Below are 22,310 nucleotides of genomic sequence, written 5' to 3' on the forward strand. Positions count from 1 at the left end.
ATCCTCGCCAAAACCGTCAAGGGCTACGGACTCGGACCCCACTTCGAAGGCCGCAACGCCACCCACCAGATGAAAAAACTCACCCTGGACGACCTGAAGGAATTCCGCGACTACCTCCGGATCCCTGTTTCGGATGCCCGGCTGGAAGAGGACCCCTACAGCCCGCCGTACTACCACCCCGGCGCGGATGCCCCCGAGATCGCCTACCTCCTCGAGCGGAGAAGGGTGCTGGGCGGCGCCGTCCCCGAACGTCGGCCGAACCACCAGGAAATTGAACTTCCCGAGGCAAAGACATTCGACGTGGCCAAGCGGGGCACGGGCAAGCAGCAGGCGGCCACCACCATGGCCTTTGTCCGGCTGCTGAAGGACCTGCTCCGCGACAAGAAGTTCGGACACCGGGTTGTGCCCATCGTCCCGGATGAATCGCGGACCTTCGGCATGGACGCGTTCTTCCCCACGGCCAAGATCTACAACCCGGGCGGCCAGAACTACCTGTCCGTGGACCGGGACCTCGTCCTGGCCTACAAGGAATCCGCCCAGGGCCAGCTGATCCACCCCGGCATCAACGAAGCCGGCGCCGTCGCAGCCTTCACCGCCGCCGGCACCGCGTACGCCACCCACGGCGTGCCGCTGATCCCGGTCTACGTGTTCTACTCCATGTTCGGCTTCCAGCGCACCGGCGACGCCTTCTGGGCAGCCGCGGACCAAATGACCCGCGGCTTCATCATCGGCGCCACCGCAGGACGGACCACCCTCACCGGCGAAGGACTCCAGCACGCCGACGGCCACTCTCCCATCCTCGCCGCCACCAACCCGGCAGTGGTCACCTACGACCCCGCCTACGGCTACGAAATGGGCCACATCATCCGCGACGGCATCGAGCGGATGTACGGACCCGACTCGGCTGACCGGAACCTGATGTACTACATCACCGTCTACAACGAGCCGATCACCCAGCCCGCCGAACCCGACGAGCTTGATGTTGAAGGCGTCCTCAAGGGCATCTACCTTCTGGCTCCGGCCAAGATCGACGGTCCCCGGACCCAGATCCTGGCGTCCGGAGTCTCAGTGCCCTGGGCGCTGGAAGCCCAGCGGATCCTCGCTGAGGACTGGGGCGTCTCCGCCGACGTCTGGTCCGTCACGTCCTGGAACGAACTGCGCCGCGACGGCATGGCCGCCGAGGAAGAAGCGTTTCTGAACCCCGGCGAACCCGCCCGGATCCCGTTCGTCGCCAGGCAATTGGCCGATGCGACGGGACCGGTCGTGGCGGTTTCGGACTACATGAAGGCCGTCCCGGACCAGATCCGCCAGTTCCTGCCAAACCAGTTCGCCTCGCTCGGCGCGGACGGCTTCGGCTTCTCCGACACCCGTGCAGCCGCACGCCGCTTCTTCAAGAACGACACCCACTCCATCGTGGTGAAGACCCTGCAGTTGCTTGCGGCCCGGGGCGAGGTGGAGGAGGGCGCACCGCAGTACGCCATGGACCGCTACAAGCTCCTGGACGTCAACGCCGGCACCACCGGAGGGGCCGGCGGCGACGCCTGAGGTGTCCCCGACCAATCACTGACCGGGCGGCTAGGGTATGGCTATGGGGAACATGTCCGAGACCAGGACCACCGCGGTTGTCCTTGCGGCCGGCGCCGGCAGGCGGCTGGGGAAGGGGCCCAAGGCCCTCCTCCCCTACCGCGGCCGGCCGCTCGTCGAATCCATCGCCGGGGCACTGCTCGACGGCGGCTGCCGTGAGGTGGTGGTGGTGCTCGGCGCCGGTGCCGCCGACGTCGCGTCCATCGCCGAGCTGGACCGCTACCGGACGGTGGTCAACATGGACTGGCAGTCCGGCATGGGCAGCTCGTTCCTGCTGGGCAACGCCGCGGCGGACCCCCGGGACCACCTGCTGATTGCGCTGGTGGACCAGCCGGGCCTGACCCTCCGGACGGTGGGGCGCCTCTTGGCCGCCCACCGTCCGGGCCGGATCACCGCAGCCGCTTACGGCGACGGCGGTGCGGACGGTACGGTGCGCCGGGGGCATCCGCTGCTCATCGACGTCGGACTCCGGGACGCAGTGGCCAGTACCGTGGTTGGCGACGCCGGGGCACGCGGCTTCCTGCAGGCGCACCCGGAGCTGGTGGATGGGGTGGACTGCAGCGACCAGTCCACCGGCCAGGATGTCGACACTCCGGAACAGCTCCACCTGCTGGGTTAGATTCGAAGCGCGAACTGGCAGCTAATGACGTCAAACACGCGGTTTAAGGTCATTTACTGCCAGTTCGCGCCAAGACGGGCGGGCTACCAGCGGGGGTGGATGGCCTCGCGGAAGTAGTGGTCGTAGATCCAGCGGACGCCCTCGTCGAATTCGCCGTTGAGGGAAACGCCGGCGGCGGCAGCATTCGCCGTGGTCTGGTCCACGGTCCGTGCGCCGGGAATGACAGTCGTGACGCCGTCCTGGGCAGCAATCCAGGCGATGGCCGCCTGGGTCGTGCCAACCCCGTCCGGGACCAGCTGCTCGAACTCGGCCACGGCCTTCAGCCCCAGTTCGTAGTCCACACCGGAGAAGGTCTCCCCGACGTCGAACGATTCGCCGCTGCGGTTGTAATTGCGGTGGTCGTTGTCCGCGAAGGTCGTTTCCTTGGTGTACTTGCCCGTGAGCAGGCCGGAGGCGAGCGGAACGCGGGCGATGATACCCACCCCTGCCGCCTTCGCCGCCGGCAGGACCTCGTCCAGTGGCTTCAGCCGGAAGGCATTGAGGATGATCTGGACGGAGGCGGTGCCTTCATGCCGGATGGCTTCGAGTGCCTCGTCGGTGCGTTCCACGCTGACGCCGTAGTTGCGGATGGCGCCTTCGGAGACCAGGGTGTCCAGCGCGTCGTAGACTTCGGCGCTGCTGTAGACGGACGTGGGCGGGCAGTGCAGCTGGACGAGGTCCAGGCTGTCCGTGCCCAGGTTCTTCCGCGACCGGTCCACCCACTGGCGGAAGTTGGCCAGGGTGTAGTTCTCCGGCTGCTGGTCCATGCGGCGGCCCATTTTGGTGGCCACGGTGATGTCCAGCCCGGGATTGTCCTTAAGGAACGCGCCGATGGCCTGCTCGCTCTTGCCGTCGCCGTAGACGTCGGCCGTGTCGAAGAGCGTGACGCCGGCTTCCACCGAGGCGGCCAGGATCGCCTGTGCCTGTCCGTGGTCCACGTTTCCCCAGTCAGCGCCGAGCTGCCAGGTGCCCAGCCCCACGATCGAGACGTTCCGTCCGGTCTTGCCTAATCTGCGCTGTTCCATCCCACGACTATATGCAACGCGGGGTCAGATCCTGCCCGCCCGGGCCGCTTCTTTGGGCTTTTTGTGACCCCGCGTTGCCTCCTTCAGCCCGAGGTAGATCTTGTCCCGCGCAATGGGCAGCGAAGCGAACCGCACTCCTGTGGCGTTCCGGATGGCGTTCGCCAGGGCGGGAGCCACCGGGTTGAAGGGGCTTTCGCTCATCGACTTGGCGCCGAGCGGGCCCAGTTTGTCGTTGGTGTCGGCGAAGTAGACCTCGCTCCGTGGCACGTCGGCAAAGGTGGGGATGTGGTACTGGCGAAGGATGTCCGTGGTGACCCGGCCGGCGTCGTCCACCACCACCTCCTCGTACAGCGCGGCCCCCAGCGCCTGCGCGATCCCGCCCTCGATCTGGCCGCGGCACTGCCGCGGATTGACCACCACGCCCGCGTCCGCGGCCTGGACGCTCTGCAGGATCCGCAGTTCGCCCGTGCCGCGGTTCACCGCAACGCGGAAGCCGTGCACGTTGAAAGCAACGGACCGCGGCGTGCCGCCCCAGCGTCCCTCGGCGGCGAGTTCGACGCCGGCTTCCGCAGCCGAGTGCGCCAGTTCCGCCAGCGGCACGGGCGTTCCCTCGCACACCACAGTGTCGCCGTCGAGGACGCAGCCGGAGGACTGGATCTGCCGGATCCCGGCGGCGAACGCCCGGATCCGGACGGCGAGTTCCTCCGCGGCGGCAAGGGTCGCCTTCCCGGCCACCACCGTGCCGGCCGAACCGAACGCGCCAGTGTCGTGCTCGATCAGGTCGGTGTCCGATTGACGCACCACAACCCGCGCAGCCTCGGTGGCCAGCGCGGTGGCGGCCAGTTGGGCGTGCACCGTGGTGGTGCCGTTGCCGAACTCGGCCGTGCCGACGTCGGCCTGGTACGTTCCGTCCGGCAGGAGCCGGACCTTCGCATGGGCGAAGTGGCCCCGCGGCGGCACCGTGTCGATCATCGACAGCGCGGTGCCCTCGCCGGTGGCCCAGTCCGGGCCGAGGTCATCAAGCCCCGCGGAGCGGTACCGCTCCGCACCCCGGTCCAGGGCATCCCGGACCAGGCGGGTGCACTGGTCCAGGCCGTAGCTGCCGTAGTGGACGTCCTCCTCCGGCTCGGGATGGGTGGAGAGCATGTCGTCGCCTTCGCGCACCATGTTCCGGCGCCGGAACTCGAGCGGGTCCATCCCGATCCCGATGGCAAGCTCATCCATGGCGGATTCGATCGCGAAAATCATCTGGCTCAGGCCGTAGCCACGGAAGGCGCCGGAGGGGACGGTGTTGGTGTAGACAGCCTGGGCGTCCACTTTTTTGTTGTCGCATTTGTAGACGGCCAGGGACTCGCCGCAGCCGTGGAACATCACGCCCGGGCCGTGGTTGCCGTACGCGCCGGTGTTGGTCAGGACGTCCAGTTTCAGGGCGGTCAGCCGGCCGTCGTCGCTGGCGCCGGCCTTGAGCTTAATGCTGAACGGGTGCCGGGTGGTGGTGGCGGTGAACTGCTCCGTCCTGGTGAGTTCGAGCTGGACGGGCCGGCCCAGTTTCAGGGCGGCGAGCGCCACGATGTCCTCGGTCAGCACCTCCTGCTTGCCGCCGAAACCGCCGCCCACGCGGCCGGCCACCACGTGGACCTGGTCCTCGGGCAGGCCGAAGACCCGGCACAGCGTGCGGCGCACCAGGAACGGAACCTGGCTGGACGTGCGGACCTGGAGCCGGCCGCCACTGTCCACCGAGGCGATGGAGGCATGGGTCTCGAGCGCGACGTGCTGGACCCGCTGGGTCTGGTACGTCTGCTCATGGACGAAACCGGCGGCCGCGAAACCCTGCTCGACGTTGCCCAGTTCCGAGTGGAGTTCGGCCACCACGTTCCGCTCCGGCCGGGCGATCCGTGCCGTGGTCGCGTCCTTCTCCCCGTGGAGGGTGGGTGCCCCCGGCAGGATGGCATCCTGCGGGGTGAACACTGCGTCGAGGATTTCGTACTCCACGGTGATTGCCCGGACACCGGCTTCGGCGGCCTGAACAGATTCAGCGACGACGGCGGCGACCCGCTGCCCGCGGAACCTCACCACGTCATCCAGTACCCGGGTATCGTCCGGGTCGTCCGTGTACAGCTCATGCTGGGCGGTGGAGAACAGCTGCGCGGGGGCATCCTCGTGCGTAAATACGGCCACCACTCCCGGCACTTTGAGCGCCGCTTCGGTGTTGATGCCGAGGACACGGGCGTGGGCGTGCGGCGAGCGCAGGAGCTTCAGGTGCAGCAGCCCGGGCAGCTGGCCGGCGGGAACATCCAGGGTGTAGCGGGCGGTGCCCGTGACGATGGCACGGCTGGCGGGGGCGGGGACGTCGTCGCCCATCCCGCCGGGCCGCGGTTCGGGCTGGCCCTCGCCCGCGATGCCGGAACCCGGTCCGGCCGGATCCGGGTGGCCGGCGTGCCCGCAGACGGCGTCCTCGATGGCGCGGTAACCCGTGCAGCGGCACAGGTTGCCCTTGAGGTTGCGGGGCAGGTTCTCCTTCTGTTCGTCGGTGAACGTGGCCGCGGTCATCAGCATGCCGGCGGTACAGAATCCGCACTGGAAGCCCTGCCGCTCCAGGAACTGCTGCTGGACGGGATGCAGTTCCCCGCCCGCGGCGCCGGACGTCCCGGCCAGCCCTTCGATTGTGGTGACGGCGTGCCCCTCGGCCCGGACGGCCGGGTAGATGCAGCTGTGCACCGGGGTGCCGTCCACGTGCACGGTGCAGGCACCGCAGTCGCCGCCGTCGCAGCCCTTCTTGACGCCAAGGTTGCCCTGCTCCCGCAGGAATGTCCGCAGGCACTGCCCGGGGCGCGGCCCGGCTTCCGCCGGAATGCCGTTGATCTCGATGGCCATTCGTCAGGCCCCTTCCTGCTGTGTTGGCTCGTGCGGCGACGGCGAACTGCGCACCTGCGGCGGCCAGAAGTCGCCGGACACGCGCGGCGCCGATTCAGGCGCGGCGAGCTCGGCCCGGATCTCTTCGGCGAGGCGGTACGTCATGTCCTGCCGCCAGGCCGGCAGCCCGTGGATGTCGTTGTGGTAAAGGTTTTGTGGGACGGCGTCGTCCAGCGCGGCCGCCAGTTCGGCGGCGTCCGGCAGGTGCCGGAAGCGCAGCTGCACGGGCCGTTTGGTCGCTGCGGTGACGGTCAGGACCAGGGAGGTGCCGCCGTCGAGCCTTCCAATGAGCAGGACGCCGGAGCGTCCCAGGTTGCTCAGCGACAGGCGGCGGAACGCCACGCGGGAGGCAAGGGCCGACGCCGGGAGGTGGATGCTGCGGAGCAGCTCCCCGGGTGCCAGGCTGTTTGTCCCGTCCCCGGTGACGAAGTCGGCCACGGGGACGGTGCGGGTGGTGCCGCCGGGACCCAGGATAGTGGCCACGGCGTCGAGCCCGGCGCAGAGGGAGGTCATGGGTCCGGCCGGGAGTGCCGTGCAGATGTTTCCACCCACCGTGGACATGTTCCAGACCTTAAAGGACGCCACGAAGGAGTCGCAGCTGGGCCGGAAAAGGTCCAGCGCGGGCCAGTCCCGCCGGGCCAGGTCCGGCGATTCCGGGAGGGCGTAGAGTTCCGCTACCGTGCAGGTTGCGGCCAGGTCGATGCCGTCGTCCGTGACGGCGACGGGTGTCCAGCCTGCGGATCCCAGGTCCAGTAGGCGTTTGAGCGGTTCCGGCCCGAACGCGTAGCTGCCGTAGGAGAAAAGGACGGTGCCGCCGGCCAGCCAGGCGTCGCCGTCGCGCCAGTCGGCGGGGTCGGTGGTGCGGACCACCGCCTCGATGGTGTTCATGTCCATGCGATCTCCTGCTGGCTGATGTGGGTGGGCGCCGGCGGTGCGGCGGGCGCGTGGATGGGTCCGGAGGTTTCACGGAGCGGCGTGCAGGAGGACTTCCGGCTGCGGGACGCGATGAGCTCCGCCGTGACGGATACGGCCACCTCGGCCGGGGTTACGGCGCCAAGGTCCAGCCCGATCGGCGAGTGCAGCTGCGCGATCCTTTCGGGCAGCACCCCGGTGTTGAGGAGGTCATCCACCCGCTGGAGGTGGCTGCGGCGCGATCCCATGGCGCCGACGTAGGCAAGGTCCAGGGCCAGCGCCGTCTCCAGCAGCGGGATGTCGAACTTGGGGTCGTGGCTCAGCACGCAGACTGCAGTGCGCCGGTCGAGCCGGCCCGCGGCGGCTTCTGCCGCGAGGTACCGGTGCGGCCAGTCCGTGACGACGTCGTCGGCGCAGGCGAAGCGGGCCTGGCCGGCGAAAGCGGGGCGGGCGTCCACCAGGGTCACCCGGTAGCCCAGCAGTCTGCCGGCCGGCACCAGGGCTGCGCCGAAATCGTTGGCGCCGAACACCAGCATGCGGGGCGGGGCGAGCCGGGTTTCCACCAAGAGGGTGACGGGGTGGCGCGCTTCGTCCGGGGCTGCCGGGCCGGATCCCGTGGGGCACATGCCCGGGGCGGCCATCGTGACGACGCCGGAGCCACCGCCGCGGACGAACGATTCGAGCTGCACCACGCCGGTGCGGTCCAGGGCTGGGTGCCCCGCCCGTCCCAGCAGCGCGGCGGCTTCCGCGGACCCGGCCACGCTGAACGTGGCCGGGTCCGGGATAACGACGGCGCCGCTGCCGTCGGCATCGAGCCGGCGGACCAGCGCCACGGGCTCCCCCGGCGGGACGGCGGCCAGCCGGACCAGGGCATCGCGCAGGCTGCGGCCGGCGGGCTCGATGTGGATCCCGAGTTCACCGCCGCAGGTGAGTCCGGCGGCGAAGGCGTCCGCGGCACTGTAGCCGAAGGTCCCGTGGCGGGTGCCGCCGTCGTGCATTGCCTCGAGGGCGAGCGCCACCACGGCGCCTTCCACACAACCGCCGGACAGGCTGCCCAGGACAGCCCCGGACTCGGCGACCAGCATGGACGTGCCCACCGGCCGCGGCACCGAACCGGTGGCCGTAACAACGGTGGCCACGGCATACCGCTCTCCGGCCAAGGCAGGCGGCCAGGAACTGAGCGAAGGTATCAGGTCCAGCATGGCGGCACTCCTTCTTCCGGCGCGGCGGTGGTTTCCATATTGTCGTTCCTATCGGGGGCCGGACCAAGCACCGGTCCGGCGGTTGTGAAGTGAAATGCGGTCAGGCGCCCGGTCAGGCGCCCAGCAGCAGGTTGATCGGGCCGCGGGCGAAGTACACCAGGAAGCCGGCGCTGACCACCCACATGAGGGGATGGATCTTCTTTGCCTTCCCGGAGGCTGCCCCGATGATCGCCCAGGACACAAAGCCCACGCCGATGCCGTTGGCGATCGAGTAGCTCAGCGGCATGGTCACGATGGTGAGGAAGGCAGGCAGGGCCACGGAGAACTTGCTGAACTTGATCTCGCGGATCTGCGCCATCATCATCGCGCCCACCACCACCAGGGCAGCGGCGGCCACTTCCAGCGGAACAACGCTGGTCAGCGGGGTGAGGAACATGGAGCCCAGGAACAGCACGCCGGTGACCACCGATGCCAGGCCGGTGCGGGCGCCTTCGCCGATCCCGGCCGCGGAGTCGATATATACGGTGTTGGAGGAGCCCGACGTTGCGCCGCCTGCCACAGCCCCGAAGCCTTCGACGATGAAGGCTGCCTTGAGCCGCGGGAACGTGCCGTCCTTGTGGGCCACGCCGGCGCTCTTGGCCAGGCCCGTCATGGTGCCCATCGCGTCGAAGAAGTTGGTGAAGACCAGCGTGAACACCAGCATCGTGGCGGCGAGCCCGCCGATCCGGCCGAACGCGCCGAACATGTCGAACTGACCCACCAGGCCCAGGTCCGGGGCGGACACGAGCTGGCCCGAGAGGACCGGGGTGTTCAGGTGCCAGCCGCCGGGGTTGGTGGCACTGGCCGGGCCGATCTTCATAAAGGCTTCAACGACGGCGGCCAGGAAGGTGGTGGCCACGATGCCGATCAGCAGGCCGCCCTGGACTTTGCGGGCCACGAGGATGCCCATGGCCAGCAGGCCCACCACAAACACCAGGGTGGGGACGGAGGTGATGGAGCCGCCGTCGCCCAGCTGGACGGGCGGGCCGGCCACGGTGGCGCGGATGAAGCCGGAGTCCACAAACCCGATGAACGCGATGAACAGGCCGATTCCCACCGTGATGGCGGCCTTAAGTTCCTTGGGGACGGCCCGGAAGATGGCGGTACGGGCGCCGGTGATGCCGAACAGGACGATCAGGATGCCGTTGATGACCACCAGCCCCATGGCCTCGGCCCAGGTGACTTCCTGGATGACCGAGACGGCGAGGAAGGAGTTGATGCCCAGCCCGGCGGCCAGCCCGAACGGGAGGTTGGCGACGAGCCCGAACAGGATGGTCATGACGCCGGCCGTCAGCCCGGTGACTGCTCCCACCTGGGCGGCGGAAAGCCAGCCGCCGGCCACGTCGGTGGGGGCGTTGTCCGCCGCGAACCCGCCGAGGATCAGCGGGTTCAGGATCACGATGTAGGCCATGGTGAAGAAGGTGACCAGGCCGCCGCGGAATTCGCGGGCGATGGTTGAGCCGCGCTCGGTGATCTGGAAGAAGCGGTCCAGGGCTTTCGACGCCGGCGACTTGGGTGTGTTGGGCGTCTGGCCTGGCGCCTGCGGTGCCTCGGGGGCCGGCGTTGCAGTGCGTGCCGAAGTGCGGGCGGGCTTCGGAGCCGAATGCTCCTCGTGGGAATGATCCAGGATGGTCATGTCTGCCACCGGGCCCTAGTAGTCAATCCTGGATTCGAGCGTGTTCCAGGTGTTGAACGGCTCCAGCGGCGTGGGTGCCTGCGGATCGTCCAGCGCGAGCTTGGCCACCGGCATCAGGGAATCGCGGTTCCGGTTCTCGAAGTATTCGTAGAAGACGGCGTCGTCGAAGCCTACGGAGGCGGCATCGTGCCGGTCGGCGGCGAAGACGACCCGCTGGACGCGGGCCCAGAGTGCGGACGCCAGGCACATGGGGCATGGTTCGCAGCTCGTGTAGAGGACTGCGCCGGTGAGATCGAACGTTCCCAGTTCCCGGCAGGCGGTGCGGATCGCGGTGACCTCGGCGTGCGCGGTGGGATCGTTGTCGGCGGTGACGCGGTTGACGCCGTCGAACGTCTGGCCATCAGCCGTGACGATCATGGCCCCGAACGGGCCCCCGCTGTTCAGGACGTTGGCCGTGGCCAACTGGATGGATCGGGCCAAATACTGTTCGGCCGTGACGGTGGTACTCATGATGCGACTCCCTTTGCTTGGAAGCCGGTATCCCGTTGCGGGACCAGTAGAACCAGATGCGACGGTTACCAGGCTTCAGCATGTGCTGTGAAGGTTAAGTTGCGCCTGGTAGATAGCTTCCCGAAGTCCGGGTGCCCGCCTTTGGCAAGTTCGAGATTAGCACCACGGTGTGGCCTGCGCCATAGTTTTCTGGAAATTTAATTTCGCAATGTGAAATCTATGTTTCATGGCCTTCACGCCCGGCAGTCACATTTGGCGGCCATTGACGGGCTGCCCGCAGCGCCCCTACGCTGATCCCCAACCGCCGCTGCCCGCAGCCGCGGCCACCTGGATCAGCAGACAGGGCTTCACTGAGCTGGAATCACCTACTGCCCCTTCCAGCCAAAGGAATCCCATGAACGCCATCCCCCCTCACAGCACAGCCACCCGGCTCTGGATCAAAAACCCGCAGGCCGCCTTCACCGCCAATGCACTGGACGCCTCGGGCGGCCTGGTGGTCAGCGGAGGCGTCATCGTCGAGGTCCTTGCCGCGGGCCAGCAGCCTTCGGCGCCTTGCGGGGAGACGTTCGACGCCGGCAACCACGTCCTGCTGCCGGGCCTGATCAACACGCACCACCACTTCTACCAGACGCTCACCCGTGCCTGGGGTCCGGTGGCGAACGCCCCACTCTTCCCGTGGCTGCAGAACCTGTATCCCGTATGGGCGCGCCTCACGCCCAAGGACCTGGAACTCGCCACCACCGTTGCATTGGCCGAACTCCTGCTCTCCGGCTGCACCACCGCGGCCGACCACCACTACCTGTTCCCGGACGGCCTCGAACACGCTGTTGATGTGGAGGTGGACGTTGTCCGCCGGCTCGGGATGCGCGCCACACTCACACGCGGTTCCATGACGCTGGGAACGGACGACGGCGGCCTGCCGCCGCAGTCGACGGTGCAGGCTCCCGAGGTGGTGCTGGAGGACAGCGAACGCCTGATCGGCCAGTACCACGAGCGCGGCGATGACGCGGTCATCCAGATAGCCCTCGCCCCCTGTTCACCATTTTCGGTAACCAAGGAGATCATGGCCGAAAGCGCACTGATGGCCGGACGGCTGGACGTCCGGCTGCACACCCACCTGGCCGAAACCCTGGACGAGGAGAATTTCTGCCGGGAGATGTTCGGCCTGCGCACCGTTGACTACCTGGACAGCGTGGGATGGCTGACGGACCGCACCTGGCTGGGCCACGGCATCCACTTCAGCGACGCCGAGATCGCCCGGCTGGGAGCCGCGGGCACCGCCGTCGCGCATTGCCCCACCTCCAACATGCGGCTGGCATCCGGCACCGCGCGCGTCCTGGAACTGGAGGACGCGGGAGTTCCCGTGGGGCTGGGAGTGGACGGATCGGCGTCGAACGATGCGTCCAACATGATCCTCGAGGCACGGCAGGCGCTGTACCTGCAGCGGCTCCGGTACGGGGCCGATGTCCCGGTGGAGCGGGCGCTGGGCTGGGCCACGCGGGGCTCCGCGGCCGTCCTGGGCCGCCCCGGCCTGGGGCAGCTGGCGCCCGGGATGCAGGCGGACCTGGCCCTGTTCCGGCTGGACGACCTGCGCTTCTCCGGCAGCCACGACCCCATCGCCGCGCTGCTGCTGTGCGCGGCGGACCGGGCGGACCGGGTCATGGTGGGCGGGCAGTGGCGCGTGGTGGACGGGCAGATTCCGGGACTGGATGTTGCCGGGCTGATCGCGGAGCACTCCGCCGCAGCGCGCCGGCTGGTGAACGGGTAGGGCTGGATTCGCCGTTTCGACGGTTCCCTGCCCACACGATGTCCAGCGACGTCGAGCGTGCAGGGAACCGTCGAAACGGGCCTATCCCACTTTCGTCCGATCGTTGCTAGCGTGGCGGCATGAGCCCGTCCAAGACTCCGGCCGAGATCCTCACCATTGACGGCACCGAGGTGCGAATCTCGAGTCCGGACAAAGTGGTGTTCCCTGAGCCCGGGCTGACCAAGCTCGACCTCGTGCGCTACTACCTCGCGGTCGCGGAGGGTGCGCTGCGCGGCGCCGGAGGCCGGCCCATGGTGCTCAAGCGCTTCCCGAAGGGCATCGACGCTGAGCCGTTTTTCCAGAAGCGGGTGCCCGAAAACCACCCCGGCTTCATTGACACAACCACGCTGCGCTACGCGTCGGGGACGTCGGCCGAGGAGGCCGTCATCAGGGATGCTGCGGGCCTGGCATGGGTGGTGAACCTTGGCTGCCTCGACCTCAACCCGCATCCCGTACGCGCCGAGGACCTCGAGCACCCCGACGAACTCCGGGTGGACCTCGATCCGATGCCGGGAGTCAGCTGGTCACAGATCGTCGACGTCGCCTATGTCGCCCGGGAGGTGCTCGACGACGTCGGACTGGTGGGGTGGCCAAAGACGAGCGGATCACGGGGGCTCCATATCCTGGTGCGCATCGCGCCGCAATGGTCCTACCGCGACGTGCGGCTCGCCGCCGAGACCCTCGCCCGCGAAGTCGAAAACCGTGCTCCCGGCCTGGCCACCGCGCGGTGGTGGAAGGAGGAGCGCGGCGAGAGTGTCTTCGTCGACTTCAACCAGAACGCGAAGGACCGCACCGTGGCATCCGCGTACTCGATCCGGGCACTACCGGATGCCAGGGTCTCGACGCCGCTCACCTGGGACGAGGTCCGCTCCACCCGCCCCGAACAGTTCACCGTACGCACGGTGCCCGGCCGCTACGCCGAGGTGGGCGACCCGCACACCGGCATCGACGACGCGGTGGGCTCACTCGATGGGCTCCTCGCCCTGGCCGCCGAACTCGGCCCTGCCGAAAAGCCGCCCCGCGGCGGCGACGGTTCCGGCCGCCGCCATTCACTGATGCCGCTCATCGAGGTAGCCCGTACCAGGACCAAACCCGAGGCGCTCGCGGCGCTCGACGAATGGAAGACCCGGCATGCCGCCGTCGTACCGGCCCTGCACCCCGCCGACGTGCTCGTGGACGGAATGCGGGGATCGAGCTCGCTCTGGTACCGGGTGCGGGTGAACCTGCAGCACGTCCCCGAAGCGGAGCGCCCGCCGCAGGAGGAGCTCATCTCCGACTACGACCCGTGGGCCGGCAGGGAGTGGCCGGGACGGCCCGGGTCCTGACCCCGGCGGCACACTGGCGACGCGCGAAAGCCCCCGCGACACGGAAAAGGCCTGGCGACACCCGTATTCGGGTGTCGCCAGGCCTTTTGAGTGTCGTCAGCGAAGATGCGTGTCGTCAGCCCTGTCAGGAACGCGCGCCGCCGAAGCCCGGCAGGGCGTGGACCCAGCGCGAGAAGCGGCCGGGGATGTGCTCGCGGTCTGCGGGCAGGTAGAAGTCCGGATCCGTTCCGCCTCCGAGGGGGAGGTAGAACTCCTGGACTGAGGGTGCCGCCGTCTGTGCCGGTGCAACCGGCGTTGTGTCCTGCTGGTACATCTGATCCTCCTCCGAGGTGGTTGGCAGTACTTCATCGATTCCGCAAAGTGGAAAGGAACTTTTGCTATGTGAAATATCCTAGGGTGCCGTCCCGCAGTTCGTCAATGGCCTGGACGGCGGTCGGTCACAAACTGATTTTTCAGATTGTGATGTACACCACCGCACGGCTGGGCTATTCTGGGAACCAACTCGTGGCGCAAGTCACGTAACCTGGGAGCAGCAGGCAGGGTCGTAATGAGCTGGCATCAATTGATGTCGGCTCATTTTTTGTTGGGCCGACGGTACTAGAAACGCGTGGGAAACGCGCGCTTAATTTCTATGTGGGACCTTGTCCCGCATACCTGAAGTTGGGAATCTGACCATGAGCAGCAACATCATCCTCGGCCACAACCAGTACGGAAAGGCCGAAGTCCGGGTCGTCAAGATCACCCGCGACACCGACCGCCACGAGATCGAAGACCTGAACGTCACCTCGCAGCTGCGCGGCGACTTCGAGGCCGCACACCTTGAGGGCGACAACGCCCACGTGGTGGCCACTGACACCCAGAAAAACACCATCTACGCCTTTGCCCGCGAAGGCGTCGGCTCCCCCGAGGCCTTCCTCCTGCGCCTCGGCGAACACTTCACCTCCAGCTTCGACTGGGTCACCGGCGGCCGCTGGGAAGCCGAGTCCTACAGCTGGGACCGGATCCAGGCCCACGGCAGCGAACATGACCACTCGTTCGTGCGCAACGGCCAGGAAGTCCGCACCGCTGTCCTGGTCCGCGACGGCGCCGCCGCCCACCTGATCTCCGGACTCAAGGACCTCACCGTCCTGAAGTCCACCCAGTCCGGCTTTGTGGGCTACCCCAAGGACAAATACACCACCCTCCCGGAAACCACGGACCGCATCCTGGCCACCGACGTTTCCGCCCGCTGGCGCTTCAAGACCGGGACGGACTTCAGCACCCTGGACTTCAACAAGAGCTACGAGGACGTCAAGGGCCTCCTGCTCGAGGGGTTCACCGAGAAGTACTCCCACGCCCTGCAGCAGACGCTGTTCGACATGGGCACCAAGGTCCTGGAAGCCCACGCCGAGATCGACGAGATCAAGTTCTCCATGCCCAACAAGCACCACTTCCTGGTGGACCTCTCGCCGTTCGGCCTCGACAACCCCAACGAGGTCTTCTTTGCGGCGGACCGCCCCTACGGCCTGATCGAGGCCACGGTCCAGCGCGACGACGCCACCCCGGCGGACATCGCCTGGTCCGGCATCGCCGGCTTCTGCTAGGCCGTTGACCCGCGCCGGTGGTCGAGCCTGAGCAGGCTCGACCACCGGGCAATTCCCCACACCTTTAGCCAGACCACGTTAGCCAGACAAAGACGTCTGCCATGAACCAGAAAGTCTGCAATGAACCTCAAGAAAAAGTCCGCCAGCCAGGCCACCAAGCCAGGCCGCCAGCCCTCTGACCGTCCCGAAGACCAGCGCCTCTCCATTGGCAGCAGCTTCGCCTACGGCTTCCAGCACGTCCTGACCATGTACGGCGGCATTATCGCCCCGCCGCTGATCATCGGCGCCGCGGCCGGCATGTCCTCCCAGGACATCGGCCTGCTCATCGCCGCATGCCTCTTTGTGGGCGGCCTGGCCACCATCCTCCAGACCGTGGGCATCCCGTTCTTCGGTTCCAAACTGCCGCTCGTCCAGGGCGTCTCCTTCGCCGGCGTCTCCACCATGGTGGCCATCGTCCACGGCGGCGGAGGCATCCAGTCCGTCTTCGGCTCGGTGATCGTTGCCTCGCTGATCGGCCTGGCCATCACGCCGCTGTTCTCCAAGATCATCCGGTTCTTCCCGCCGGTGGTCACCGGCACCGTCATCACCACCATCGGCCTGACGCTGATGCCGGTGGCCGCCAACTGGGCCATGGGCGGCAACAGCAAGGCACCCAACTACGGCAGCGTCGCCAACATCGGCCTCGCCGCCGCCACCATGGGCATCGTCCTGCTGCTCAGCAAGGTGGGCAGCGCCACCATCTCGCGGCTGTCCATCCTGCTGGCCATGATCATCGGCACCGCCATTGCCTTCGTCACCGGCATGGCCGATTTCTCCAAGGTGGCACGGGGCGAAATCGTCGCGTTCCCCACGCCGTTCGCCTTCGGCCCGCCCACGTTCCACATCGCGGCCATCATCTCCATGCTGATCGTCATCCTGGTGACGCTGACGGAAACCTCGGCGGACATCATCGCCGTCGGCGAGATCGTAGGCACCAAAGTGGATTCCCGGCGCATCGGCGACGGCCTGCGCGCGGACATGCTCTCCAGCGCCATCTCGCCGCTCTTCGGTTCCTTTACGCAGAGCGCCTTCGCCCAGAACGTCGGGCTGGTGGCCATCACCGGCATCAAGAGCCGCTTCGTGGTGTCCGCCGGCGGCGTCATCCTGGTGGTCCTCGGGCTGCTGCCCGTGCTGGGCCGGGTGGTCGCAGCGGTGCCCACGCCCGTCCTGGGCGGTGCCGGCGTCGTGCTCTTTGGAACGGTGGCCGCGAGCGGCATCCGCACCCTGTCCAAGGTTGAGTACCGGAACAACATGAACCTGATCATCGTGGCGGCGTCCATCGGCTTCGGCATGATCCCCATCGCCGCGCCGGCCTTCTACGACCAGTTCCCGTCGTGGTTCAGCACCATCTTCCACTCCGGCATCAGCTCGGCGGCCGTGATGGCCATCGTGCTGAACCTGCTCTTCAACCACCTGAAGGCAGGGAACTCGGAGAACCAGTCGGTGTTTGTGGCCGGCACCGGACGCGTGGTCCGCGAGGAGGACCTCAAGTGCCTGGCCGACGGCGACCGTTACGAAGGCGGCAAGCTGATCGACTGCGACGGCAAGGAAGTCCCGGTGGAGTCGTCGTCGAAGTCTGACCACTAACCACCCGCCAACAACAGCGCGAACGTACAGTTGAGGCCCCAAATCCGCGGATTCCGGGGCCTCAACTGTTCGTTCGCGCTGGTTGTGATGCCGGAAACGTCCGACGGCGGGACGCGCCAGGTCCGGTTGGGTCCAGCTGGATTGGGCTCAGTTGCGGTTGAGCTCGTCCGAGATGGCCTGGGCTGCCTCGCGCAGCATGGGCACGGCGCGTTCACCGAAGGACTGGTCCACGCGGGATACCGGCCCGGACACGGAGATTGCCGTGGGGGTCGGGGCGTTGGGCACGGCCATGGCGAAGCAGCGCACGCCCAGCTCCTGTTCTTCCTCATCGATGGAGTAGCCGCGTTCCCGGATTTTGCCCAGGTCGGCCAGCAGGGACTCGATGTCACCGATGCTCTTGGACGTGGGAGTGGGCATTCCGGTGCGGGCCACGATGCCGCGGACCACGTCGTCGTCGAGCTGGGCCAGGATCGCCTTGCCCACGCCGGTGTCGTGGGTGTGGGCGCGGCGGCCCACCTCGGTGAACATGCGCATGGAGTGCAGGGACGGGACCTGGGCCACGTAGATGACCATGTCCGAGTCGAGCACCGCCATGTTGGAGGTCTCCCCCAGCCGGTCCACCAGGGTTTTCAGCTGCGGCCGGGCCACGGCGCCCAGCTGCTTGTTGGCGCCTTCGCCGAGCCGGATGAGCCGGGGCCCCAGCGCGTACCGGCGGTTGGGCAGCTGGCGGATATACCCCAGCGTGACCAGGGTGCGCAGCAGCCGGTGGATGGTGGGGAGCGGCAGATCAGTGGAGGACGAGAGTTCGCTGAGCGTTACTTCCCCGCCGGCATCCGTGATCAGTTCCAAGAGTTCGAAGACGCGCTCTACGGACTGCACGCCTCCCGGGGCTTTTTCAGCCATGTAACCAGTCTCCTGAGGACTCGATTTTCGACAACTCTTATCCGCATCGTGAAAAGAATTGCCCTAGAACTCCCAAGATACATCACGGCCACACGCCAGTCGACGAACCACGTAGGCTTGTATTTCCACAAAGTAGATAATAATATCCATAATACGAAAACATTTAGCTCAGCAACGAGCCCGGCGACGGGCCTAACAGGAGGACATTCAATGGCGAACCCGAGCCCCGGAAATTCGATCACCCTGCGCGTGGAAGCACCGTCAAGCTTCTCCGCAACCAGCGAACTGGCCGCGGCCGTCGGAGCAGCCGGCGCGGCCATTACCGCCCTGGACGTCACCGAGTCCCACCACGAAACCCTGGTTGTGGACGTCACCTGCAACACCACCGACGACGAGCACGCCGCCCGCGTCAAGGACGCCCTCAACGCGCTCGACGGCGTCAAAGTCCAGCACGTCTCCGACCGCACCTTCCTGATGCACCTCGGCGGCAAGCTCGAGGTCGTCCCGAAAGTTGCCCTGCGCAACCGCGACGACCTCTCCCGCGCCTACACCCCCGGCGTCGCCCGCGTCTGCCTGGCCATCGCCGAGGACCCCGCCGCGGCCCGCAACCTGACCGTCAAGCGGAACACCATCGCCGTGCTCACCGACGGCTCCGCCGTGCTTGGCCTGGGCAACATCGGCCCCGCAGCGGCCCTGCCCGTGATGGAAGGCAAGGCCGCCCTGTTCAAGCAGTTCGCCAACGTGGACGCCTGGCCGGTCTGCCTGGACACCCAGGACACCGAGGAGATCATCATGATCGCCAAGGCCATGGCCCCCGTCTACGGCGGCATCAACCTTGAGGACATCGCAGCGCCGCGCTGCTTCGAAATCGAGAAGCGCCTGCGCGACGAACTCGACATCCCCGTCTTCCACGACGACCAGCACGGCACGGCCATCGTCACCCTGGCCGCCCTGGTCAACGCGCTCCGCGTGGTCGGCAAGAAGCTCTCAGAGGTCAAGATCGTGGTTTCGGGCGTCGGCGCTGCCGGCTCCGCCATCATCCAGCTGCTCAAGGCCCAGGGCGCCCGGCACATCGTTGCCGCCGGCCGCTCCGGCGCCATCCACTCAGGCGAACAGTACAACGACGAACACCGCGCCTGGATCGCCGCGAACACCAACGAGGAAGGCTTCTCCGGCACCCTGCACGAGGCCCTCAAGGGAGCGGACGTCTTCATCGGCGTCAGCGCCCCGCACGTGATCGGCGAGGAACAGGTCGCCTCGATGGCCGACAAGGCAATCGTCTTCGCGATGGCCAACCCGACGCCGGAAATCGACCCGTCCATCGCGTCCAAGTACGCGGCCGTGGTGGCCACCGGGCGCAGCGACTTCCCCAACCAGATCAACAACGTCCTGGCGTTCCCCGGTTTCTTCCGCGGACTCCTGGACGCCGGCGCGTCCGACATCACGCCGGAGATGCTGGTTGCCGCCGCAGAGGCTATCGCCAACCGGGTGGCTGATGATGAACTGAATGCCAGTTACATTATCCCCAGCGTCTTCGATCCCCACGTCGCCTCCGACGTCGCTTCCGCCGTAGCAGCGGCAGCGCACGCGGCGGCGGCAACCGCAGCAGCCAGCACGGCCACGGATGCAGCAGGGGCTTCAGCTGACACTGAAGCCGCCGCCTTCGCCAACGCCTGATTCGCAGCCAACGAAAGGACCAGAAATGGCCATCACAGTCACAGACCCCCGGCCGATCGAACGCGCGGAGGAGATCCTTACCCCCAAGGCCCTGGCGTTTGTGGAGGAACTCCACAAACGCTTCGCCGGCACCCGCAACGAGCTCCTCGCCGCCCGCGGCGTCAAGCGCCAGCGGGTAGCGGACACCGGCAAGCTGGACTTCCTGCCGGAAACCCAGGACGTGCGCGACGGCGACTGGAAAGTTGCGGAGGCCCCTGCGGCCCTGCAGGACCGCCGCGTTGAAATGACCGGCCCGGCGAGCCCGGCCAAGATGGCCATCAACGCCCTGAACTCCGGCGCCAAGGTGTGGCTGGCCGACCTTGAGGACGCCAGCACCCCCACCTGGGGCAACGTCATCGACTCCATCCTGAACCTCCGTGACGCCGCCCAGGGGACCCTGAGCTACACCTCCGAAGAAGGCAAGGAATACAAGCTCCGCACCGACGCGCCGCTGGCGGTTGTGGTGGCCCGCCCGCGCGGCTGGCACATGCCGGAAAAGCACCTGCTGATCGACGGCGAACCTGCCGTGGGTGCGCTGGTGGACTTCGGCCTGCACTTCTACCACGTGGCCAAGCAGCTGGTCCTCAACGGCCACGGCCCGTACTACTACCTGCCCAAGATGGAAAGCCACCTCGAGGCCCGGCTTTGGAACGACGTCTTCGTCTTCGCCCAGGACTTCCTGGGACTGGGCCAGGGCACGGTCCGCGCCACCGTGCTGATCGAGACCATCCCGGCAGCTTTCGAGATGGACGAGATCCTGTACGAGCTGCGGGACCACGCATCGGGCCTGAACGCCGGGCGCTGGGACTACCTGTTCAGCATCATCAAGTACTTCCGCGACGCCGGCGAGGAGTTCGTCCTCCCGGACCGCGCCTCCGTGGTCATGACCGCCCCGTTCATGCGCGCCTACACCGAGCTCCTGGTCAAGACCTGCCATAAGCGCGGCGCCTTCGCCATGGGCGGCATGGCTGCAGTCATCCCCAACCGCAGGCACCCCGAGGTCACCGAGGCGGCCTTCGCCAAGGTACGCGCTGACAAGACCCGCGAAGCGAACGACGGTTTCGACGGCTCCTGGGTGGCCCACCCGGACCTGGTCCCCACCTGCCGCGAGGTGTTCGACGCCGTCCTGGGCGAGCGCCCCAACCAGTTGGACAAGCAGCGCCCCGAGGTTTCGGTCACCGCCGGCCAGCTGCTGGACATCGCCTCCGCGGACGGCCAGGTCACCGAAGGCGGGCTGCGGCTGAACCTGTATGTCGCCGTCGCGTACACCGCCGTGTGGCTGTCGGGCAACGGTGCCGTGGCCATCCACAACCTGATGGAGGACGCCGCCACTGCGGAGATCTCCCGCTCGCAGGTGTGGCAGCAGATCCGCAACAAGTCAGTCCTCGCCGACACCGGAAACACGGTCACCCGGGAACTGGTGGAGCGGATCCTGGGCGAGGAAACGGAACGGCTCCGCACCGAATTCGGTGACGAGGCCTTCCGCCGCTACTACAAGCCGGCCAGCGACCTGATCGCTGACATCTGCCTGTCCGAGGACTACACGGACTTCCTCACCACCCCGGCCTACGAACTGGTGGGCTGAGCGATGGCGGTCTCCCCCACGCCGTCGCTCTCCGCGGCGGACACCGCCCACATCGACGCCCAGCTGGCCGCGACAGACCGGCTGCTGGACCGGAACTACCCGGGTGACGACGGCTCACGCCAGCCCGTCCACACCGTCTACGTCCCCGCCGACCGGTTCACGCCGTCGTTCGCTGCCGACTGGGGCGCCCAGGCGCTTACGACGGCGGCGGCGCACGGCGGCCTGGAACGGCTGGGCCGGCTGCTGGGCCAGGACGCCGAACTCGCCGGGGCAGTAGCCTCGCGGGTCCAGGCGAAGCTCGACAGCGAACCAATCGAGGACCTCCGCCTCGACTTCGAGGACGGCTTCGGCGACCGCGGCGACGACGCCGAGGACGCCGCCGCAGTGGCCGCGGCAGCCGCCGTGGCCACCGCGGTCGCGGCCGGCTCCGCGCCGCCGTTCATCGGGATCCGGTTCAAATGCTTCGAGGCCCCCACCAGGGCCCGCGGCCTGCGCACCCTGGACCTCTTCGTCTCCGGGCTCGCGTCCGCGGGCGAGCTCCCGGCCGGGCTGATCCTGACCCTGCCCAAGGTCACCACCGTGGCGCAGGTCCAGGCCATGGACTACGCCGTGTCGCGGCTGGAGGAAGTCCATGGGCTACCGGCCGGAAGGCTGCGGTTCGAGGTGCAGGTGGAAACACCGCAGCTGATCCTCGGCCCGGACGGCACCTCCCCCGTGGCGCAGCTGCCGCACGCGGTCCCCGGCAGGATCAGCGGACTGCACTATGGCACATACGACTATTCAGCGTCGCTGCAGATCTCGGCCGAGTACCAGTCCATGGAGCACCCCGTGGCGGACTTCGCCAAGGAGGTCATGCAGCTGGCCGTCGCCGGCACGGGCATCCGCCTCTCCGACGGCTCCACCAACATCATCCCGGTGGGCGACGCCGTCGAAGATGCCTGGAAGCTGCACGGCCGGCTGGTCCGCCGCTCGCTGGAGCGGGGCTACTACCAGGGCTGGGACCTGCACGCCGCCCAGCTGCCCAGCCGTTTCGCCGCCACGTACGCGTTCTACCGCGAGGGGCTGCCGGCCGCCGCGGCGCGCCTGCGCAACTACGTCGAACGCACGGAAGGCGGGGTCATGGACGAACCCGCCACCGCCCGCGCCCTGGCCGCCTTCGTCCTGCGCGGCGTCCAGTGCGGCGCGGTGGGGACCGAAGAGGTCCAGGCGCTGGCCGGCGTCGAACTTCCCCAGCTGACCGCACTGGCGCACCCGCGGCTGGCACACTCCACTTCGAAGTAAAGGAT

At 67.8% G+C, this 22,310-nt stretch carries 17 protein-coding genes; 9 read left to right on the top strand and 8 right to left on the bottom strand.

Going from position 1 to position 22,310, the window contains the following annotated elements; translation table 11 throughout:
• Positions 1–1,545: transketolase-like TK C-terminal-containing protein (locus J2X42_RS22400; RefSeq protein WP_396134133.1), on the top strand; the 1,545-nt coding region annotated here is incomplete at its 5' end.
• Positions 1,546–1,588: 43 nt separating this feature from the next.
• Positions 1,589–2,203 (top strand): nicotine blue oxidoreductase, encoded by a 615-nt coding sequence (gene nboR, locus J2X42_RS22405; protein ID WP_310168207.1) that lies wholly within the window; start codon positions 1,589–1,591, stop codon positions 2,201–2,203.
• 83 nt (positions 2,204–2,286) lie between these two features.
• Here the strand turns inward: nboR and J2X42_RS22410 are convergent, their stop codons facing one another.
• From J2X42_RS22410 to J2X42_RS22435, 6 genes are all read right to left on the bottom strand, one after another.
• Positions 2,287–3,267: an aldo/keto reductase gene (locus J2X42_RS22410; RefSeq protein WP_310168209.1), complete on the bottom strand. Its 981-nt coding sequence runs from the start codon at positions 3,265–3,267 to the stop codon at positions 2,287–2,289.
• A gap of 24 nt (positions 3,268–3,291) precedes the next feature.
• Positions 3,292–6,141 carry a molybdopterin cofactor-binding domain-containing protein gene (locus J2X42_RS22415; protein WP_310168211.1) on the bottom strand — a complete coding sequence of 950 codons (2,850 nt, stop codon included), beginning with the start codon at positions 6,139–6,141 and terminating at the stop codon, positions 3,292–3,294.
• A gap of 3 nt (positions 6,142–6,144) precedes the next feature.
• Complete coding sequence (locus tag J2X42_RS22420) at positions 6,145–7,074, bottom strand: FAD binding domain-containing protein (RefSeq protein WP_310168213.1); 930 nt, start codon at positions 7,072–7,074, stop codon at positions 6,145–6,147.
• On the bottom strand, positions 7,065–8,294 hold the full coding sequence (locus J2X42_RS22425) for an XdhC family protein (protein ID WP_310168215.1): 1,230 nt from the start codon (positions 8,292–8,294) through the stop codon (positions 7,065–7,067). Before J2X42_RS22425 ends, J2X42_RS22420 begins: the two co-directional genes overlap by 10 nt.
• A gap of 112 nt (positions 8,295–8,406) precedes the next feature.
• On the bottom strand, positions 8,407–9,969 hold the full coding sequence (locus J2X42_RS22430) for an NCS2 family permease (RefSeq protein WP_310168216.1): 1,563 nt from the start codon (positions 9,967–9,969) through the stop codon (positions 8,407–8,409).
• Between the two features lie 15 nt (positions 9,970–9,984).
• The gene (locus J2X42_RS22435; protein WP_310168218.1) at positions 9,985–10,479 is read right to left on the bottom strand and encodes a nucleoside deaminase; all 495 of its coding nucleotides are present in this window, start codon (positions 10,477–10,479) and stop codon (positions 9,985–9,987) included.
• Positions 10,480–10,873: 394 nt separating this feature from the next.
• Between J2X42_RS22435 and J2X42_RS22440 the strand changes: the two genes are divergently transcribed.
• The gene (locus J2X42_RS22440; protein ID WP_310168220.1) at positions 10,874–12,247 is read left to right on the top strand and encodes an 8-oxoguanine deaminase; all 1,374 of its coding nucleotides are present in this window, start codon (positions 10,874–10,876) and stop codon (positions 12,245–12,247) included.
• 119 nt (positions 12,248–12,366) lie between these two features.
• On the top strand, positions 12,367–13,611 hold the full coding sequence (gene ligD, locus J2X42_RS22445) for a non-homologous end-joining DNA ligase (RefSeq protein ID WP_310168222.1): 1,245 nt from the start codon (positions 12,367–12,369) through the stop codon (positions 13,609–13,611).
• Positions 13,612–13,735: 124 nt separating this feature from the next.
• Here ligD and J2X42_RS22450 read toward each other — a convergent pair whose 3' ends face one another.
• The gene (locus tag J2X42_RS22450; protein ID WP_310168224.1) at positions 13,736–13,924 is read right to left on the bottom strand and encodes a hypothetical protein; all 189 of its coding nucleotides are present in this window, start codon (positions 13,922–13,924) and stop codon (positions 13,736–13,738) included.
• Between the two features lie 361 nt (positions 13,925–14,285).
• Here J2X42_RS22450 and pucL point away from each other — a divergent pair, with 361 nt between their 5' ends.
• Both pucL and J2X42_RS22460 read left to right on the top strand, forming a co-directional pair.
• Positions 14,286–15,194, top strand: a complete 909-nt coding sequence (pucL, locus tag J2X42_RS22455) for a factor-independent urate hydroxylase (RefSeq protein ID WP_310168226.1) — start codon at positions 14,286–14,288, stop codon at positions 15,192–15,194.
• 120 nt (positions 15,195–15,314) lie between these two features.
• The gene (locus J2X42_RS22460) at positions 15,315–16,820 is read left to right on the top strand and encodes a nucleobase:cation symporter-2 family protein (protein ID WP_310168228.1); all 1,506 of its coding nucleotides are present in this window, start codon (positions 15,315–15,317) and stop codon (positions 16,818–16,820) included.
• Between the two features lie 147 nt (positions 16,821–16,967).
• Here J2X42_RS22460 and J2X42_RS22465 read toward each other — a convergent pair whose 3' ends face one another.
• The gene (locus tag J2X42_RS22465) at positions 16,968–17,723 is read right to left on the bottom strand and encodes an IclR family transcriptional regulator (RefSeq protein WP_310168231.1); all 756 of its coding nucleotides are present in this window, start codon (positions 17,721–17,723) and stop codon (positions 16,968–16,970) included.
• A 210-nt stretch (positions 17,724–17,933) separates the two neighbouring features.
• Here J2X42_RS22465 and J2X42_RS22470 point away from each other — a divergent pair, with 210 nt between their 5' ends.
• From J2X42_RS22470 to J2X42_RS22480, 3 genes are read left to right on the top strand one after another with little or no spacing between them, the layout of a single operon-like run.
• The gene (locus J2X42_RS22470) at positions 17,934–19,400 is read left to right on the top strand and encodes an NAD-dependent malic enzyme (RefSeq protein WP_310168233.1); all 1,467 of its coding nucleotides are present in this window, start codon (positions 17,934–17,936) and stop codon (positions 19,398–19,400) included.
• A 25-nt stretch (positions 19,401–19,425) separates the two neighbouring features.
• Positions 19,426–21,024, top strand: a complete 1,599-nt coding sequence (aceB, locus tag J2X42_RS22475) for a malate synthase A (RefSeq protein WP_310168235.1) — start codon at positions 19,426–19,428, stop codon at positions 21,022–21,024.
• 3 nt (positions 21,025–21,027) lie between these two features.
• Positions 21,028–22,305 (top strand): DUF6986 family protein, encoded by a 1,278-nt coding sequence (locus J2X42_RS22480; RefSeq protein WP_310168239.1) that lies wholly within the window; start codon positions 21,028–21,030, stop codon positions 22,303–22,305.
• The last annotated feature ends 5 nt before the right edge of the window (positions 22,306–22,310 follow it).

The organism is Arthrobacter sp. BE255 (genome assembly GCF_031457335.1).
GTDB lineage: Bacteria > Actinomycetota > Actinomycetes > Actinomycetales > Micrococcaceae > Arthrobacter.

Coding starts and splice junctions, on each gene's coding strand:
- nboR (WP_310168207.1), top strand. CDS start 1,589: ATGGGGAACATGTCCGAGACCAGGACCACCGCGGTTGTCCTTGCGGCC.
- J2X42_RS22410 (WP_310168209.1), bottom strand. CDS start 3,267: ATGGAACAGCGCAGATTAGGCAAGACCGGACGGAACGTCTCGATCGTG.
- J2X42_RS22415 (WP_310168211.1), bottom strand. CDS start 6,141: ATGGCCATCGAGATCAACGGCATTCCGGCGGAAGCCGGGCCGCGCCCC.
- J2X42_RS22420 (WP_310168213.1), bottom strand. CDS start 7,074: ATGGACATGAACACCATCGAGGCGGTGGTCCGCACCACCGACCCCGCC.
- J2X42_RS22425 (WP_310168215.1), bottom strand. CDS start 8,294: ATGCTGGACCTGATACCTTCGCTCAGTTCCTGGCCGCCTGCCTTGGCC.
- J2X42_RS22430 (WP_310168216.1), bottom strand. CDS start 9,969: ATGACCATCCTGGATCATTCCCACGAGGAGCATTCGGCTCCGAAGCCC.
- J2X42_RS22435 (WP_310168218.1), bottom strand. CDS start 10,479: ATGAGTACCACCGTCACGGCCGAACAGTATTTGGCCCGATCCATCCAG.
- J2X42_RS22440 (WP_310168220.1), top strand. CDS start 10,874: ATGAACGCCATCCCCCCTCACAGCACAGCCACCCGGCTCTGGATCAAA.
- ligD (WP_310168222.1), top strand. CDS start 12,367: ATGAGCCCGTCCAAGACTCCGGCCGAGATCCTCACCATTGACGGCACC.
- J2X42_RS22450 (WP_310168224.1), bottom strand. CDS start 13,924: ATGTACCAGCAGGACACAACGCCGGTTGCACCGGCACAGACGGCGGCA.
- pucL (WP_310168226.1), top strand. CDS start 14,286: ATGAGCAGCAACATCATCCTCGGCCACAACCAGTACGGAAAGGCCGAA.
- J2X42_RS22460 (WP_310168228.1), top strand. CDS start 15,315: ATGAACCTCAAGAAAAAGTCCGCCAGCCAGGCCACCAAGCCAGGCCGC.
- J2X42_RS22465 (WP_310168231.1), bottom strand. CDS start 17,723: ATGGCTGAAAAAGCCCCGGGAGGCGTGCAGTCCGTAGAGCGCGTCTTC.
- J2X42_RS22470 (WP_310168233.1), top strand. CDS start 17,934: ATGGCGAACCCGAGCCCCGGAAATTCGATCACCCTGCGCGTGGAAGCA.
- aceB (WP_310168235.1), top strand. CDS start 19,426: ATGGCCATCACAGTCACAGACCCCCGGCCGATCGAACGCGCGGAGGAG.
- J2X42_RS22480 (WP_310168239.1), top strand. CDS start 21,028: ATGGCGGTCTCCCCCACGCCGTCGCTCTCCGCGGCGGACACCGCCCAC.